Source organism: Ruegeria sp. AL11, assembly GCF_056540865.1.
Window position 1 is genome coordinate 13,465 of record NZ_JBQFXO010000012.1, and the last position, 14,727, is coordinate 28,191.

Sequence of the window (14,727 nt, forward strand, 5' to 3'; positions counted from 1 at the left end):
ACTTAGGTCGAGGTGCGAGCTTGTGCGTAGTTTTTCTGGTATTTCGCCGCCCAAAATCAAAGAAGATATTCAGAGGCGGTCTCTCGCTTGATTTTGATTGCAAGCAGTTACCAACAAGGAAATTTAAAACTAGTAGTCAACTAAATGGTCACGGTTAAGGCAGGTGACCGCTTTGGCCTCAGAGTAGTACTTTGCAGCAATCCACGTGCGTCTCTGCTATAGTGTTTAACCTTGGTTCAATAACATCACACCTTGTGCTACGCCTCGCTTGATATCGAATTTAGTGTGGCATGTATGATGAGGCCTTTTCTCTATAACTAGAAATTTATCATAAACTTAACAGGATTTTGCAGGCTTAGTGATACTGCCTTCGTCTCCGCCACAACCTCGAATTCTGGCGCCTTTCGAATAGATTGCTACGCCAGCTCGGCTAGAGCCGTGTCGATCCGGGACAGCATCGGAGATTGGCCCGCAGTCTCAACGATGACGCGGGCTTTGCTCAGGTGTTGAACGGCCAATTGCTTTTTCTTGCGGGCTTTGTAGAGCAACCCAAGGATCATGTCGCAGCGGGCTATATAGTGCCCTTTGTCGTCGAATTGGGGGTTGCTGCGCACCTCGTCCAGCATAGCAACCAGTTTCTTTTCGCCAAAGAACAGCACCCAAAGGATCGAGCGGAAATTCCGGAGAAAGACGCCGGCCGACGCTCCGCCCTCACCGGTCAGGATCGCAAGGTACATTTCGCATAGGAACAGACGCGCCCAATCGGCCGAGACTTTGGTGCCTTCGTCCGTGCGCTTTTGAACGGCTCGTTCGATCTGACGAAGCCCGTCTGCGATGCGTCCCTTCAGGGCATAGGCAACCCCCAGCATCGTTGCCGGGCCCATGGTGAACAGCGTCCAGCCGTGTTCGTTGCAATTGGCGATATGGGCCTCGATGATCTCGATTGCGCCGGGTGTTTCGGTGGGCACCATAGCTGATACGCGGGCGGCCTCGGCGATGGCGCGCTCGAACTCGACTTTTGAAGCCTTGTGCGCCTCTTCCGCGATGGCCAGCGCTTTTTCGTGGTCATCTGCAACCATGGCGATCAAGGCTTTCATCGCCGTGCCATAGCCCAAAGCCCTTGGGTCGTTGGTCTTCTTACCCAGCGCAACCATCTTATCTGCGGTGGCGTGTGCGCGGGCGACCCGACCGCGGGTCAGTTCGTTCCAACCGATGGTGGCGAGGTAAAAGTTCTGGATATAGGCGTCGTCGATCTTTTCCAGTTCGGTCTCGATCACGCGCGCTTTGGCTTCGAACTCGGCGTTTGAAATCGGCGAGAAATAGATCGACACCGAAAGCTCATTCACCATGGCATAGGCCCGTGAGGCCGGATCGCCCAGGCGCTCAGCCATGGCGGTCAGATCCTGTTGCACCCAGTGGGCCTCGCGGTATTTGCCATTACAGACAAGGCAGGACACGTAGTGGTGCAGGAACAGCGCGTGATGAGAGCTGTCGCCCACCTGCTCAAGGATGGGGCGTACGGACCCGGCAAGGTCAATGATCGTTTTGACCCTGAGCGAGATGTTCGAACACAGCGCAAAGCTGGCCAGAAACGCGGCGAATTCGGGCTTTGAGGCGCAGTCCGGGTCGCTTTCATAGAGGGCGTAGGCTGCCGTGTAGTAGTTGTTGGCCTCATCCAGCGAATAGACGCCCAGAGACTTGTCCCCGGCCATCGCCGTATATCGAAACGCTTTGTCGGTCTGGTCCGTCTGGCCGTAGTGGTAGGCCAACATTTCGGCCACTTCCTGCAGGCGGTTTGCGTTACGCAGAACCAGACACTCGGCCACTTCAAGATGCAGGCCTGCGCGGCGGGTGGCCACAAGGCCTTGATACACGGCATCGCGCAGCAGAACATGCTTGAACACATAGTCCGAGGAGTTTTCGTCGCGATACAGCACGTCCTGAGCCTGAAGTCGCTGCAGGGCGTCACCGGTTTCGCCGGGGTCTTTGGCCAGTTGCGAGAGCAGACCGGGATCAAACCGTCGCCCAATTACGGCGGCGGCTTGCAGCAGGTCCCGATCCTTGGTTGGCAGGCGGTCAACGCGGGTGGTCAGCAGGTTCAGCATGCTGGCCGGCAGGTCGGCCTGCGCCATGTCGATATCCAGATGCGCCTCGGTCGCGTCGACCCGAAGGCTGCCTTGCTCCAACAAGTAGGTCAGGATTTCTTCGCCAAACAGCGGGTTACCACCGGCACGTTCGGCCAGTTGCCTGTCCAGCCCCACAGGCAGAGTGGTTACGCCCAGCCGGTTGCGCGCCAGGTTGGCGAAATCCTCGGTCACCAGAGGTTTCAGCGCGATGGTTCGAACCTTGTCGTCATCGCGCCAAGCAGGCGTGTATTCCGGGCGGTGGGTCTGGATCAGCAACAGGTTGGTCAGGTCCGACCGGTTGACGATGCCCTGCAACAGCTCTTCCGAGGCGCTGTCGATCCAATGGCTGTCTTCGATGAACAGGATCACGGGCTGCTTGGCGCATCGCGCCTTAAGCAGTTCAGGCAGTAGTTCACGGGTGCGTAGGCCAATGAGAACGCCGTCAAGCCCGTCCAATGCGTCCGGAGGGGGCGTTAGACCCAGCAGGTTCATCAGCAGACCTAGGTTCTGTTGAGAAAAGCACTCCCAAGCCTTCAGGCCGGTCTCAATCTTGTAGGCGATGCGGGTCGGGTTGTCCTGATCCTTGATGCGGAATCCGGTTCGGACAATCTCGATGATCGGCAGGAAGGGAACCTGCTGCCGATCCGCAAAACAATAGCCAGTCAGGACGTCAATCTGATCGCGGGGCAGGCGGTTGAGGAATTCGAACACAAGCCGGGTTTTTCCCAAGCCTGGTTCCGCCACCAGATCCACCACCGAAACGCCGTTGCGCGCCTGAGCCAGCGCGTCGGCCAATTGGGTCAGCTCGCTGTCACGCCCCACATAGGTGCTGAGACCACGCGCGACCGAGGCATCAAATCGCGAGGCATCGGCTCGTACGGATTGTAGTTGCCACAGTTTCTGAGGGGCAGCGAGACCTTTGAGCTGATGTTCCCCATCAAAGCGCAGCTCAGTTACCCATTCGACAAGGCTGCGGGTCTTGTCGCAGATCAGCGTACCACCCGATGGGGCCAGGTTTTCGATCCGTGAGGCCATGTTGACCGTGCTTCCCACCGCTGTTGCAGGCCCGTCCGCGCCCTGTACGGCGGCCATCAGAACCGTGCCGGAACTGATGCCGACCCGCATCTGAGGGCGCACACCAAAGCGGGCCTCGATCTTTTGGGCGGAAGCATGGAAAGCGTGATGAATGGCGTCGGCGGCGCGGCAGGCCCGTTCGGCCGGGTCCTCCAGCGCGTCAGGGATGCCGAACAGCGCCATGATGCTGTCCCCGGCAAAGTCGCGGACCGTGCCGCCATGCTGAGATACGGCTCCCGAGAGGGTGTCGTAGACCAGACGCACAAACTCCAACGCTTGTTCTTCGTCCAGTTTCGAGACGATCGACGTATAGCCAACCATATCCGCAAACAGGACCGAGACCTGGCGCCGCTGCCCCAGATCGCCCTGTTGTTGTGTAGATATGACCCCGCCGTCCTGCATTACCACCGGAGTGATACAGCAGCAAAGCGCGCGCCGCCAGCCGTTGCGGACATGTTGGTGCGATTGGCCTATGAAATGTACGCGAAAATGTCACGCAGAGATGCGCGGATGCCCGCAGCCCTGTGACCGAGCTGCGGGGCTTGGACTTACTTGAACACGTCCACCAGATCCGAGACGCTGACGCCTTCCTTGATCTCTTTCAAGCGGGCAAAGATCAGCGCGATGGTGATGCTGAGCCAACCATAGGCAATCGCGTTGAGTGCGGCCTCGAAGAAGGCCCATGGACCCAAAGATGCCGTTGGATCAGCAATTCCGGAGAACCCGAACGCAGCCGCGAAAACAAATGTGACTACCATGACGACCAGCACAATACATAGACCCATCAGGATCAGCGCGCCGATGATGGGCCAACGGTAGTTCTTGGTCAGAGTCGCGCTGCGTCCCATCGCGCCGAACCCGGCCCTGTCGATCACGATGGCCGGTACGATGACGGAGAATACGGCGTAGATCCAGATACCCGGCACGACCAGAAAAACAAGTCCGATAAAATACAAGATCGTGGTTACGATCGACAGAACTGCAATGGCAGGCAGGTTGACGACAGCCGCCGAGAAATAACTGCCAATACGCGCCGCGCGCCCCAATTTTGCGTCATAGGCGAACTGTATTATCACGGCCGTGGTGACGGCATATGCGAGCAATGTGATCAGAGCCGACACGATCACACCAGAATAGAAGGCGGTATTGTCGAAACCGGCGGTGCCAATGTCATCGAGAGACTGCCCCACCGCATAGTTGTTCACTATGACTTCGATCAGCGCCGGAATGAATCCCAGCAGAAGCACAAGGTGGATCTTTTTGAAAAAGATCGAAAACGTCTCGCCGACAATGGTGCCGACGCCAAGAGGCATGTGAGCCTCGGGGTATTCGGAGTTGGCTGTATCTGTCATTTTTTGTTCCAAACTACTTTTGTGTTCTGTCTCTGATAGAGCCTTTAGAACGGGTTCATCCTCAAGACGAGTTTCGTTTTTCTGCTTCTCGCTTGGGTAAATCTGCAACAGGCGTGGTTAGCCTTGTTTCTCTGCCTCGGCGTGGAATTTATCGGCGCGTTTGTCGCCAAACAACTGGCGCTGTTCCAGAAAGGCGCGTTGTGCTTTGTAGAAGGCCTCGAGAAAGGCAAGCTGGTCTTCTGGTCGTACCGCATCGGCATAGTCGATCTTGCGCCGGACCTGCTCGACAATTGCGGCCATGGTTTCCTTTTTCCGTTTGTGTGCCTCGGGCCCGGTCGCGCGTGCTGCGCCGCGCAGAAACCCTTCGAGGGTCTGCAACTCGAACGCGCCGTAATGTTCCAGCTGATGGGTCAGAAACTGGAACCGGGGCTGGGTCGCGGTGGCGGGTTTGATCGCTTTGGACATATCGGGTAGCAGGATCGGCTTAGGCAGGTGGATCACATAGGTGCCTGCGATAATGTCCCCCAACCGCTGGCTGCGCTTGTTGAACACCGGCACCGCAACCACGCCCAGTATCCAGGCCAGCGAGATCAGAGACGGGATCAGAGCCTCGGCATTCAGGGTCAGAACCAGCGTGCCAGGCAGGAAAATCTCGGCCTCTTTCATCAGGTTGCGAACGACAAGCGATTGCGTCGTCAGCGCTTGACCATCTGCCGAGACAACCTTGATCTTCATCATGCGCTTACCGATGGTCTGGCCGTTCCACACCAGCTCGGACGCAGCGTAGTAGGGGATGCGGATGATGAAGAACAGCATCGCAGCAACGGCCACCAGCGCCTCGGGCGGGACAACGTCGATGGCCAGCAAAAGCAAGAAGAGGGCGATGGCACCCACCCCGGTGATCAAGATATCAGCGAATTGGGCGGCCATACGCACGCCCACACCCGCAACCCGGAAATAGAGCGGCACACCTTCGGGGGGCAGTAGGCGGTCGAGCTTGGGTTGCGTCATGACCGCTTCCTTCCGCCCATGCAGAACCACAGCAACCACAGCGCGCCGATCCCCCAGCCGATGGCGATGCGCGTGGTGCGGTCCTGTACCAACTGCCGGCCGAAGCCTTCCAGCAGCGCAGCAACCACCAGCATCATGGCGGCGATCAGCGCCAGTTTCACTGCGTCATGCCCGGCGGCCCGCAATGCCGCGCGGCGTGTGAGCTGGCCGGGGAACAGTACGGCAAGGCCCAGTTTCAAACCGCCCGCGCCTGCGATGCAGATCGCCGACAGCTCGGTCACGCCGTGGACCGACAGCCAGCCAAACAGGTCCCAGCCCAATCCCCGATCAATGTGTAGTGCGTAAAAAACGCCCAAAATCAATCCGTTATAGAACAGCAAAAGAACCGTTGGCGCACATAGGAACGCCCCCAATCCGAATACAAAGATCGCGATGCGCGTGTTGTGCGAGAACAGGTAAGTGGCGAAAGCCCCCAGACCGGAGCCGTCCTCTTCTCCGTAAATGACCGAGCGCAGGTAGTCCGTGCTGGCGTCCGGCCCGCGCCCTCCGGCCAGTTCGGTCGGCATGAAGACAAAGAACCATTCGGGATTGTCGAAGTAGAAGAAATACCCGGCGATGGCACCAGCCGCCATGCACAGAAACCCCAGCAATGTGACGTGCCACGAGGACCGCATCGCTTGCGGCCCGCCGCTGGTCAGGAACTTGCGGATGATCCCGCCCAGCCGTTGTTGCGGGGCGTAGACACTCAGATAGGCGCGGCTTGTCAGCGCCTCGAGATATTCCAGCAACCCGCGATCCAATGAGATTTCGCGCGCGATGGACAGAGATGTTGTGGCCTGCCGGTAGAGGTCGGCCAGATCGCGCGCCTCTTGAAAGCTCATACGGTGCAGGCCCTGACCTTCGGCCTTGTCGACCAGATCGGACAAACGTCGCCAGTCGCTTTCGCGTTCCTGCCGGAACCGGGCCGAGCGGATCAGGTCAGCGTCAGACATCAGATCATCTCTCGCGCTTTGATTTCCAGATAGGTCGAGATCAGCCGCGCCGAGATCTCGCCCGGTTCGGCGTCTATCACGGTCACACCGATCTGTTGCAGCCGTTCCAGCACAAGGCGGCGTTCGCGCAGAAGCTGCCCGGTCGAGACGGTCTCGGCCACGTCGTTCATGTCCTGCGGGGCTGTGTTGACCTGCGCCTCGAGGATCGGATCACGCAGGGTGACGAAAACGATCAGGTGCCGCTTGGCCAGCGCGTTGATGTTTTCGACCATCAACTCGGCCGAGGTGGTGTCGACGAAATCCGAAAACACGATGATCAGGCTGCGTTTCGGGGTGCGCCCGTTCAGCTCGGTCATGGCGAGGGTGTGGTTGGTCTCGACGCTTTCATATTGCAGTTCGGCCGTACGGCTGCGCAGTCGGGTGAACGCTGCGCGGCCCGGTTCGGGGGGCAGGAACATGCGCGGCTTGGCGTCATAGGCGTAAAGTCCGACCAGATCCCCCCCGATGGCTGCGGCCCAGGCGGTGGCAAGTGCCGCGGTGATGGCATGGTCGATCTTGGGCAGGCCCGCGATCTCCTCGCGCATCTGATAGCCGTTGTCCAAGGCGATGATGACATGGTGGTTGCGCTCGGCCCGGACCTCTTTGGCGACCAAAGACCGATGCCGGGCGGACCGCTTCCAATCGATTGAGTTCGCATCCATGCCGGGTACAAAATCCCTCAACTGGTGAAACTCTGTGCCCTCACCGATGGCGCTGTTTTCCTTTACGCCGAACAGGCGTGATTGGACCGTCGTCGAAATTTCACCCGATTGCACCCGGCGGATGTTGGGTAAGACCGCTATCTCAAGACCAAAGGCGATTTTCGGGACGAATTCGAACAGTTTGAAGCGGGAAGACCAGCTGAGCCATAGATGTGAGAGGCGCCATGTCCCCCGGCGAATGGCGCGAAACGGAATGCGAGCCTGACCGCTGGACAGGTCGAACCGGGCCGGTCCTTCGAGCCCTTCGGGCCAGTGTACCTGCCCGGTCATGCCCGAGGTTGCAGGACTGACGGTCAAGGCGATCTCATCCTGTTCGCCCACGAAGATATCACCCAGCGGCTCTACCGAGACTGAACGGCGGCGCGGCCAGGACAACAGCAGGTCACCTATGGCCAGCACGCACAGAACCACCCACGGCACCCCGGCCACGGTGCGGGTTGCGTCGCCCATGACAACGGCAACCAGCGACAGGCCAAGCGCCACGCAGGCCGCCACCAGCAATATGCGCGAGGGACGGATCAGCGGGGGGCCTCGATCTGGTTGAGGATGTTCTCCAACACTTGCTGGGGACCGCGCCCTTCGATCTCAGCGGCGGGGGACAGCACGATACGGTGTTGCAGCGCGTGGATGATCAGGGTTTTGACGTCATCAGGAATGGCAAAATCGCGCCCGTTCAAGGCTGCTGTCGCGCGGGTCGCCCCGGCGATGGCATCCGCGGCGCGGGTCGAGGCCCCAAAGGCGATATCAGCGCTTTCTCGTGTGGCGCGCACCAGACGCAGGATATAGGCGAGAATGTCGTCATCCAGCACGATCTCATCAATCAACTGCCGGGCCGCTGCCATCGTCGGAGCGTCCAGCAGAGGGCGCACCGTTTGCGTTGCGCCTATGGGATCCAGCGGCGCATTGGCATGCTGGCGTAGGATCGAAAGCTCGACGTCTTCGGGCGGGAAGCTGAGGTTTGCCTTGAACAGGAAGCGGTCCAGCTGCGCCTCCGGCAGCGGGTAAGTGCCTTGCTGTTCAATCGGGTTTTGGGTGGCAACAACTATGAACTCGGACCCCAGCGAATGATCGGTGCCGTCGATGGTCACCATGCGTTCGTTCATCGCCTGTAGAAGCGCGGCTTGGGTCTTGGGCGGCGCGCGGTTGATCTCATCCGCCAGCAGAATCTGGCTGAAGACCGGGCCTTTGGTCAGAACAAACTCGCTGGTCTGGAAATTGTAGATTGAGGTGCCCAGAACGTCGCCTGGCATCAGGTCAGGTGTGAACTGAATGCGCCCGAATTCTAGGTTCAGTGCCCCAGCAAAGCTGCGCGCCAGCAGCGTCTTGGCGGTGCCCGGAGGTCCCTCAAGCAGCACGTGGCCGCGCGCAAACAGCGCCGTCAGCAGCAGGTCAACCGCCTCTTCCTGGCCTTGCACAACTTTGCCGATCTCAGCCCTGAGGCTTTCGGCATGGGAAAACAATTCATCAAGCGTCATCGGCAAGTTGCTCCAGTATCAACTCAAATTGGTCCACATAGGGAATGGCATGTTCCGGCCCCAGATGCGGGGGGAGGGCGCGGATAGATGCGATCAGATCTTCCAGTTTCGCAGTCAGGTCCGGTTTTCGGGCGCGAATATAGTTGAGGTACGCGCCCTCGGGCGTGCCGCGCAGGGCGTGCGAGGCGCCAAAGACCGATGCCGCGCGGGCGCGCAGGCGGGTGTCGATGAAATCCGACAGCAGTGCACCGTCCTGATCGGTCATCCGCATCAGCCGCGCACGGACCCGATTGGCGGTGCGTTTGCCTGACCCGAGACCCAGCGACAGATCCGCAACCGGCCCGCTGCGCACCCCGCCGCGCCAGATCGCAAGGGCCAACAGAAGCCCCGCGCCGATCCAGAGCGTCAGGAAGGGCGGTTCGAACAGGCGTTTCAGATCGTCCCAGGTGCGTTCGCGCGCGACATGCTGTTGCGGGTCGGTCAGCCAGTTACGGTCGCTATAGTCGATGATGATCCGCTTCTCGCCCGCGATCTCGGGCAGCACCTGCGCCGCGATCCGGGCATTGTCGCCCAGAGCCAGCCCATGGTTGTTCAACAAATCCGGGTCGGACAGAACATGGACCTTCTGCTGCTCACCATCGCCCGGCAGTGGGCAAAGGCCCAGAACCATAGCGCCCTGACGGCCCACCAGCGGCTCGCAGCCTTGCCCGTCAAAGACCTGCGCCGCGTAGAGGCGGGCGGTCAGCGCATCGTCAGAGGCCACGTCAAAGTCAGTGAACGGAACGCGGGCCGAGCGGATTGTGCCGACATTCGAACCAACGATCCCATGCAGAACCGCCTCGGTCCCTTCTTCGGGGGACAATAGAATAGGGTGCCCCAACCCGGTCAGCCTCAGGCCCGAGCGCCATTTGGGCAAGATCACAAGGCTTGGAGTCGAGAGCGCCTTGTCGCGGATCACGTCCAGAGTCTGATCGAACTCATCCGGTTGCAGCAGCAGTTCGTCTTTGGTCTGCGCGCGTGCGCGGTCTTTGCCCGGCTGAGTGTCATAGATGGGCTGGATCAAAAGGCCGATGGTGCTGCGGTCCAGCGGCCAGCCTCCGGTAAAGGTTTGCGCGGTGTGGCCTTGATCGCGCAGCCACAGCTCTAGCCCGTCGAACCCAGTCGAGGAGTCGCGCAGCGCATATTGTCGACCCGCCATCACATAAAGGAATATGCCGATGCACAGCGCGCCGATGATGCCAAAGATGATCCAGTCGACCCGGACCCGCTCGGGTGCTGCAATATTGGCGGTATCGCTCATGCGCGAACCTCGCGCAGGATGGGGCGGATGCGTGCCAGCAGCGCGTTGAAGTCGGGATCGCTGATGGAGCGGTGGCCGAAATGCACCCGTTCACTTTCCAGCACCAGCGCACGTAAATCGGGGATGTACCAGAGGCTCTGCGGTAGGCTGCGCAGCGCCTCGCGATGGGTCCAGCTGCGCTTGAACAAAACCTCATTGGCGCTGAGGCAACGGGTCAGGACCAGTTGCGCCAATCCAACGACGGCCTGGTTGCGATCCTCCTGCCTTAGAATGGTGTCCAGATCGGGCAATTCCTCATCCGTCTCTGCCGTGTCCACTGACGGCTTTCCGGCGCGCTTTGCGTTGCCCGCCCCTGACCGGAAAGAAACTGACGTTCGGCCCACGCTGAGGTACAGGATCCACGCCAACACGGCCAGAACCAGTGCCGAGACGATCCCCATCGTCCAGTTGGTATCAAGCGAGACGGTTTGAGACTCTTCGTCAGGTGTGGGTGAGAATTTGGTGTCCAGCGGAGGTGCCGGTTGGGTGGGGTCAAAATACACTACATCCGTGTCAATCCCGCGATAGCGAACGGCCTTTAGATAGTCCTGCCCCGAGGGGCTAAGCTCGGTTGGGGAAAGCGCTTTCTCTTGCGCTGTCACCAGTGTGGGAGCGCAGAAAAGAAACGATAGAAATAAGGCCGTCAAAAAACGCATTGGGCTATCGTTAGTTCACTCTCGTCATGCATGCAATCGGCAGAATGCGCTTCGCGCATGGATTGACCACGGCGGGCACGCGACCCGTGTTTGTCGCGCCCATGTGGCGATTTCATGACAGGTTTTTAGAGCGGGGTCAGGTGTGACTATTCGGGCTCTTCCGCATAGAGACCAAGCTCATGCCTGCGCTGGTGGAACCGCGCAACCCGATCGACGATCTCATCACTGGAAACAGCGATCACGAAGGACAGAAGCGTCTCAAGCAAAGCAATTGTCGAGACCGACGAGGGGAAGAATTGTGGCGTGTCCGCAGACAGAACAAACCCGTGCTGTGCGTTCAGGATTACTGGGCTGGCCGGGCTGTCCGAGATGCCAACGACCGTCATACCCTGCTGGCGCGCCAGCTTGATCGCCTCGATCACTTCGGTCCGATAGGGGTGGCAGGTGATCGCAATCAGCACGTCCTGTTCATCCGCCCAGGCCAGATCATCCACCGGGGTTGAGCCCGAACGGGGGATGGCATGAAACTGCTTCATGCCGGTCGAGGCGAGATAGGTGAAGTTGCGGGCGTTCGAGTTGTTTACCCCGACGCCCAGCGTAAAGATCTGGCGGCAATTCCAGATATCTTCGGCGGCTGCCTGCAGTTGTTTGGCGTCGATCCTGGCAAAGGTCTCTTCGATATTGCGGATCGCTGCGCCGATCATGTCGGCGTAAAGCCCGCCCAACTCGCCGGACTTGCCGATGTCCTGAAGCCACCGGGCGCGGTCAGGAAATGAGACCGATCCTTGTCGGATCGCCTGTCGGAACGGGGCGCGAAAATCCTCGTAGCCTTCAAAGCCGACTTGTCGCGCCATGCGGACAAAGGTGTTGGGTTTGACATTGGCGGCTTCGGCAATTTCACGCACGGTCGAGACACCGACATCTGTGGGGTTCTCCAACACATAGCGCGCGGCCTTTTGGGCCTCGGGTGTCAGGGCCTCCCATTCCTCGGCCAGACGGTCGAGAACGATTGATGATACATTTGTGTCATTCATTGTTGACCGTGGTACACTTGTGAAATTAGCCTGTCGAGCAGATTCGCACACTGGGCGCACCAAGATGGTCGAAAACGCCGGTATGTGGCCCCCGAAACACCTCTGCCGACCTGCGGCGCATTTGAGGAGACTACTGGATGAGTTTGCCTGACACAATGAAGGCGATGGTGACCATGGGTCACGGCGGGTTGGAGCAGATGGTGCTGCATGAAAACTGGCCCCGCCCGGAGCCCGCTGCGGGTGAGGTGTTGATCAAGGTTGCCGCCTGCGGGCTGAACAACACGGATGTGAACACACGCTCGGGCTGGTACTCCAAGACCGTCACAGATGCGACCACGGGCGGTGCGTTTGAAGAGGTGGGCGAGGATGACCCAACCTGGGGCGGCGCGCCCATCACTTTCCCGCGCATTCAGGGTGCCGATATTTGCGGTGAAATCGTTGCCGTCGGTGCGGGCGTGGATGCTGCGCGCGTTGGCCAAAGGGTGATCACCGATGGCTGGCTGCGCGACCCGGACGATCCAGAAAACATGGATAAAACGGGCTACTACGGGTCCGAACGGGATGGCGGTTTTGCTGAATACGCAACGACGCTGGCCGTCAACGCGGTGCCGATCACATCAAACCTGTCGGATGCCGAACTGGCGACCTTCTCCTGTTCCTATTCCACGGCCGAGGGCATGCTGACCCGGGCAAATGTCACGGACAAAGACACGGTTCTGGTGCCGGGAGCCTCTGGTGGTGTTGGTGGCGCACTTGTGCAGCTGGCCAAGCGGCGTGGCGCGCGGGTGATCGCGTTGGCGTCCGAGGCGAAACACGCCGATGTTGCCGCTCTGGGTCCAGATATGATCCTGCCGCGTGCGCCGGAAAATCTGCGTGCTGCGCTGGGCGATCAGAAGATCACCGTGGTGGCCGACGTGGTCGGTGGTCCCTACTGGGCGAAGCTGATCGACATTCTGGAACGAGGTGGGCGCTACACCTGTTCGGGTGCCATCGCTGGCCCGATGGTCGAATTTGACCTGCGTACGTTCTACCTGCGCGATCTGACCTTCACAGGCTCAACTGTGATTGACCCGCAGGTCATGCAGAACCTTGTGAAGTACCTTGAAGCGGGTGAGATCAAACCGGCCTTGGCAGCCACCTATCCGCTTGAGGAGCTTCGGGAAGCGCAAGCTGCGTTCATTGCCAAGCAACACACCGGCAATATCGTGGTGATCCCGTGACCTTGGATGATGTGCTGCAGGCCGCGTATTTGATGCATCAAACGCACCCTGATCTGTCCGCCTTTGGCGCGTGGCCGTCTGACCTGTCGGCGGTAGAACTTGAGCCGAACCATATCCCTGCTGCGGATCAGGTGCGCGAGTTGACCCTTCCAGGAAGTGCTGTGACGCAGGCTTTGGTCGAGGCGATCAAGGCGACTGCGCATTTGGCCCAGTGGAAACACACCTACACGGTGGAGGAGGTCGGTGCCGAGTTCCTCAGCCGCTATGGCTACTACGAATTGTTCGGCCCGACCGGTCATTTTCATTCAACCCAGCTGCGCGGTTATGTCGGCTATTGGGGGCCGGGTCTGGCCTATGACTGGCACAGCCATCAGGCGGAGGAGCTTTACCTGACGCTGGCTGGGGGTGCTCTGTTCAAAGTCGATGGGGATGAGGCGTTTGTAGCCGAGGGTCAGACCCGCAGTCATGAAAGTTGGCAAAGCCACGCGATGACCACGACGGATCAGCCGATCCTGACCTTTGTGCTTTGGCGCGGCGAAGGGATGGGCGATCTGCCCAGAATGGATGCAGCATGAAGATCACCCGGATCCGCGTGTTTCAAACCGGGCTGCCCTATGTCGGCGGGGCCTATGTCTGGGGCGCGGGGAATGCCATCGAGACGGCCACGGCCTCGGTCGTGGTCATCGACACGGATGCAGGCTTGCAGGGTTGTGGTGAGTTCACGCCCTGCGGCGAGAACTACATGGTCGCGCATTCCGAAGGCGTTGTCGCGCTGGCACGACTGGTCGCGCCGCACTTGCTGGGGGAAGACCCCCGTCAGGTTGGCCGGATCGAGCAATTGATGGATCATCTGGTGCAGGGGCATGGCTACGCGAAGGCTCCGTTCGATGCGGCCTGCTGGGATATCTTGGGGCAGGCCTGTGATCAGCCCGTCTGGATGCTGCTGGGTGGAAAGCTGACCGATGGCGCGCCCATGTACCGCGTCGCGCCGCAAAAGGCGGTAGATGAGACCGTGGCCGAGATGAATGCCTATCGCGATCAAGGCTACCGGCAGTTTCAGATCAAGGTTGGTGGTGACTGGGCCACCGATATTGACCGTATCCGCAGCACGGTTCCCTTGCTGCAGCCGGGCGAAAAGGCGATGGCGGATGCCAATCAGGGTTGGCGGGTCGACAATGCGATCCGGGTGGCGAGGGCCACGCGAGATCTGGATTTCATCCTCGAACAGCCCTGCCGCACCTATGAGGAATGCCAGCAGGTCCGCCGTGTCGCAGAACAGCCGATGAAGCTGGATGAATGCGTGAAGGGTATCCACATGGCGCAACGGATTGTCGCCGACCGTGGGGCCGAGATCTGCTGTCTGAAAATCTCGAACCTCGGTGGGCTCAGCAAGGCGCGGCGGGTGCGGGACTATCTGGTCGAAAACCGTATACCCGTGGTCAGCGAAGACACCTGGGGAGGTGAAATCACAAGCGCGGTCGTGGCGCATTTTGCGGCCTCGACTCCGTCCGAGTATCTTCAGAACACGACTGACCTGATGAACTACAACACTCGGTCGACCGGAATTGGCGGCCCGGAGGCTCGGAATGGCAAGCTTTATGCCTCGGATACGCCTGGCTTGGGGGCGACGCCGGATTTTGAAAGCCTCGGAGCACCGGTAGAGGAGTTCCGCCAGTGAGAGACCAAG

Annotated in this window: 12 protein-coding genes; 3 read left to right on the forward strand and 9 right to left on the reverse strand. The window is 59.8% G+C overall.

Annotated features, from left to right (window positions below):
• Positions 1-416: 416 nt before the first annotated feature.
• The 9 genes from ACR0IP_RS18785 to ACR0IP_RS18825 all read right to left on the reverse strand — a co-directional run bounded on the left by ACR0IP_RS18785 (position 417) and on the right by ACR0IP_RS18825 (position 11,820).
• Complete coding sequence (locus ACR0IP_RS18785) at positions 417-3,602, reverse strand: ATP-binding protein (RefSeq protein ID WP_480527233.1); 3,186 nt, start codon at positions 3,600-3,602, stop codon at positions 417-419.
• Positions 3,603-3,748: 146 nt separating this feature from the next.
• Positions 3,749-4,552: a hypothetical protein gene (locus ACR0IP_RS18790; RefSeq protein WP_170379212.1), complete on the reverse strand. Its 804-nt coding sequence runs from the start codon at positions 4,550-4,552 to the stop codon at positions 3,749-3,751.
• Positions 4,553-4,669: 117 nt separating this feature from the next.
• Positions 4,670-5,563, reverse strand: a complete 894-nt coding sequence (locus ACR0IP_RS18795; RefSeq protein WP_480527235.1) for an RDD family protein — start codon at positions 5,561-5,563, stop codon at positions 4,670-4,672.
• Complete coding sequence (locus ACR0IP_RS18800; protein ID WP_170642702.1) at positions 5,560-6,555, reverse strand: stage II sporulation protein M; 996 nt, start codon at positions 6,553-6,555, stop codon at positions 5,560-5,562. The genes ACR0IP_RS18795 and ACR0IP_RS18800 overlap by 4 nt, the downstream gene beginning before the upstream one ends.
• A complete protein-coding gene (locus ACR0IP_RS18805) occupies positions 6,555-7,799 on the reverse strand; it encodes a DUF58 domain-containing protein (RefSeq protein WP_480527238.1) in 1,245 nt (414 codons plus the stop codon). The genes ACR0IP_RS18800 and ACR0IP_RS18805 overlap by 1 nt, the downstream gene beginning before the upstream one ends.
• A gap of 35 nt (positions 7,800-7,834) precedes the next feature.
• Positions 7,835-8,791: an AAA family ATPase gene (locus ACR0IP_RS18810; protein WP_170379206.1), complete on the reverse strand. Its 957-nt coding sequence runs from the start codon at positions 8,789-8,791 to the stop codon at positions 7,835-7,837.
• Entirely contained in the window at positions 8,781-10,091 is a 1,311-nt protein-coding gene (locus ACR0IP_RS18815; RefSeq protein ID WP_480527240.1) for a hypothetical protein, read from the reverse strand. Before ACR0IP_RS18815 ends, ACR0IP_RS18810 begins: the two co-directional genes overlap by 11 nt.
• Positions 10,088-10,786, reverse strand: a complete 699-nt coding sequence (locus ACR0IP_RS18820) for a DUF4129 domain-containing protein (protein WP_480527241.1) — start codon at positions 10,784-10,786, stop codon at positions 10,088-10,090. Before ACR0IP_RS18820 ends, ACR0IP_RS18815 begins: the two co-directional genes overlap by 4 nt.
• Positions 10,787-10,932: 146 nt before the next feature.
• Positions 10,933-11,820, reverse strand: a complete 888-nt coding sequence (locus tag ACR0IP_RS18825) for a MurR/RpiR family transcriptional regulator (RefSeq protein WP_170379200.1) — start codon at positions 11,818-11,820, stop codon at positions 10,933-10,935.
• A gap of 137 nt (positions 11,821-11,957) precedes the next feature.
• On the opposite strand from ACR0IP_RS18825, the gene ACR0IP_RS18830 reads away from it, so the two are divergent.
• The 3 genes from ACR0IP_RS18830 to ACR0IP_RS18840 are packed head-to-tail and all read left to right on the forward strand — an operon-like array spanning position 11,958 to position 14,718.
• Positions 11,958-13,040: an alcohol dehydrogenase family protein gene (locus tag ACR0IP_RS18830; RefSeq protein WP_480527244.1), complete on the forward strand. Its 1,083-nt coding sequence runs from the start codon at positions 11,958-11,960 to the stop codon at positions 13,038-13,040.
• The gene (locus tag ACR0IP_RS18835) at positions 13,037-13,615 is read left to right on the forward strand and encodes a dimethylsulfonioproprionate lyase family protein (RefSeq protein WP_480527246.1); all 579 of its coding nucleotides are present in this window, start codon (positions 13,037-13,039) and stop codon (positions 13,613-13,615) included. The genes ACR0IP_RS18830 and ACR0IP_RS18835 overlap by 4 nt, the downstream gene beginning before the upstream one ends.
• A complete protein-coding gene (locus ACR0IP_RS18840) occupies positions 13,612-14,718 on the forward strand; it encodes a mandelate racemase/muconate lactonizing enzyme family protein (RefSeq protein WP_480527248.1) in 1,107 nt (368 codons plus the stop codon). Before ACR0IP_RS18835 ends, ACR0IP_RS18840 begins: the two co-directional genes overlap by 4 nt.
• The last annotated feature ends 9 nt before the right edge of the window (positions 14,719-14,727 follow it).

What these genes read in the sequence shown, in the direction of transcription:
- ACR0IP_RS18815 (WP_480527240.1), bottom strand. Translation starts at nt 10,091, where the DNA reads ATGAGCGATACCGCCAATATTGCAGCACCCGAGCGGGTCCGGGTCGAC.
- ACR0IP_RS18820 (WP_480527241.1), bottom strand. Translation starts at nt 10,786, where the DNA reads ATGCGTTTTTTGACGGCCTTATTTCTATCGTTTCTTTTCTGCGCTCCC.
- ACR0IP_RS18840 (WP_480527248.1), top strand. Translation starts at nt 13,612, where the DNA reads ATGAAGATCACCCGGATCCGCGTGTTTCAAACCGGGCTGCCCTATGTC.
- ACR0IP_RS18825 (WP_170379200.1), bottom strand. Translation starts at nt 11,820, where the DNA reads ATGAATGACACAAATGTATCATCAATCGTTCTCGACCGTCTGGCCGAG.
- ACR0IP_RS18830 (WP_480527244.1), top strand. Translation starts at nt 11,958, where the DNA reads ATGAGTTTGCCTGACACAATGAAGGCGATGGTGACCATGGGTCACGGC.
- ACR0IP_RS18795 (WP_480527235.1), bottom strand. Translation starts at nt 5,563, where the DNA reads ATGACGCAACCCAAGCTCGACCGCCTACTGCCCCCCGAAGGTGTGCCG.
- ACR0IP_RS18790 (WP_170379212.1), bottom strand. Translation starts at nt 4,552, where the DNA reads ATGACAGATACAGCCAACTCCGAATACCCCGAGGCTCACATGCCTCTT.
- ACR0IP_RS18810 (WP_170379206.1), bottom strand. Translation starts at nt 8,791, where the DNA reads ATGACGCTTGATGAATTGTTTTCCCATGCCGAAAGCCTCAGGGCTGAG.
- ACR0IP_RS18800 (WP_170642702.1), bottom strand. Translation starts at nt 6,555, where the DNA reads ATGTCTGACGCTGACCTGATCCGCTCGGCCCGGTTCCGGCAGGAACGC.
- ACR0IP_RS18785 (WP_480527233.1), bottom strand. Translation starts at nt 3,602, where the DNA reads ATGCAGGACGGCGGGGTCATATCTACACAACAACAGGGCGATCTGGGG.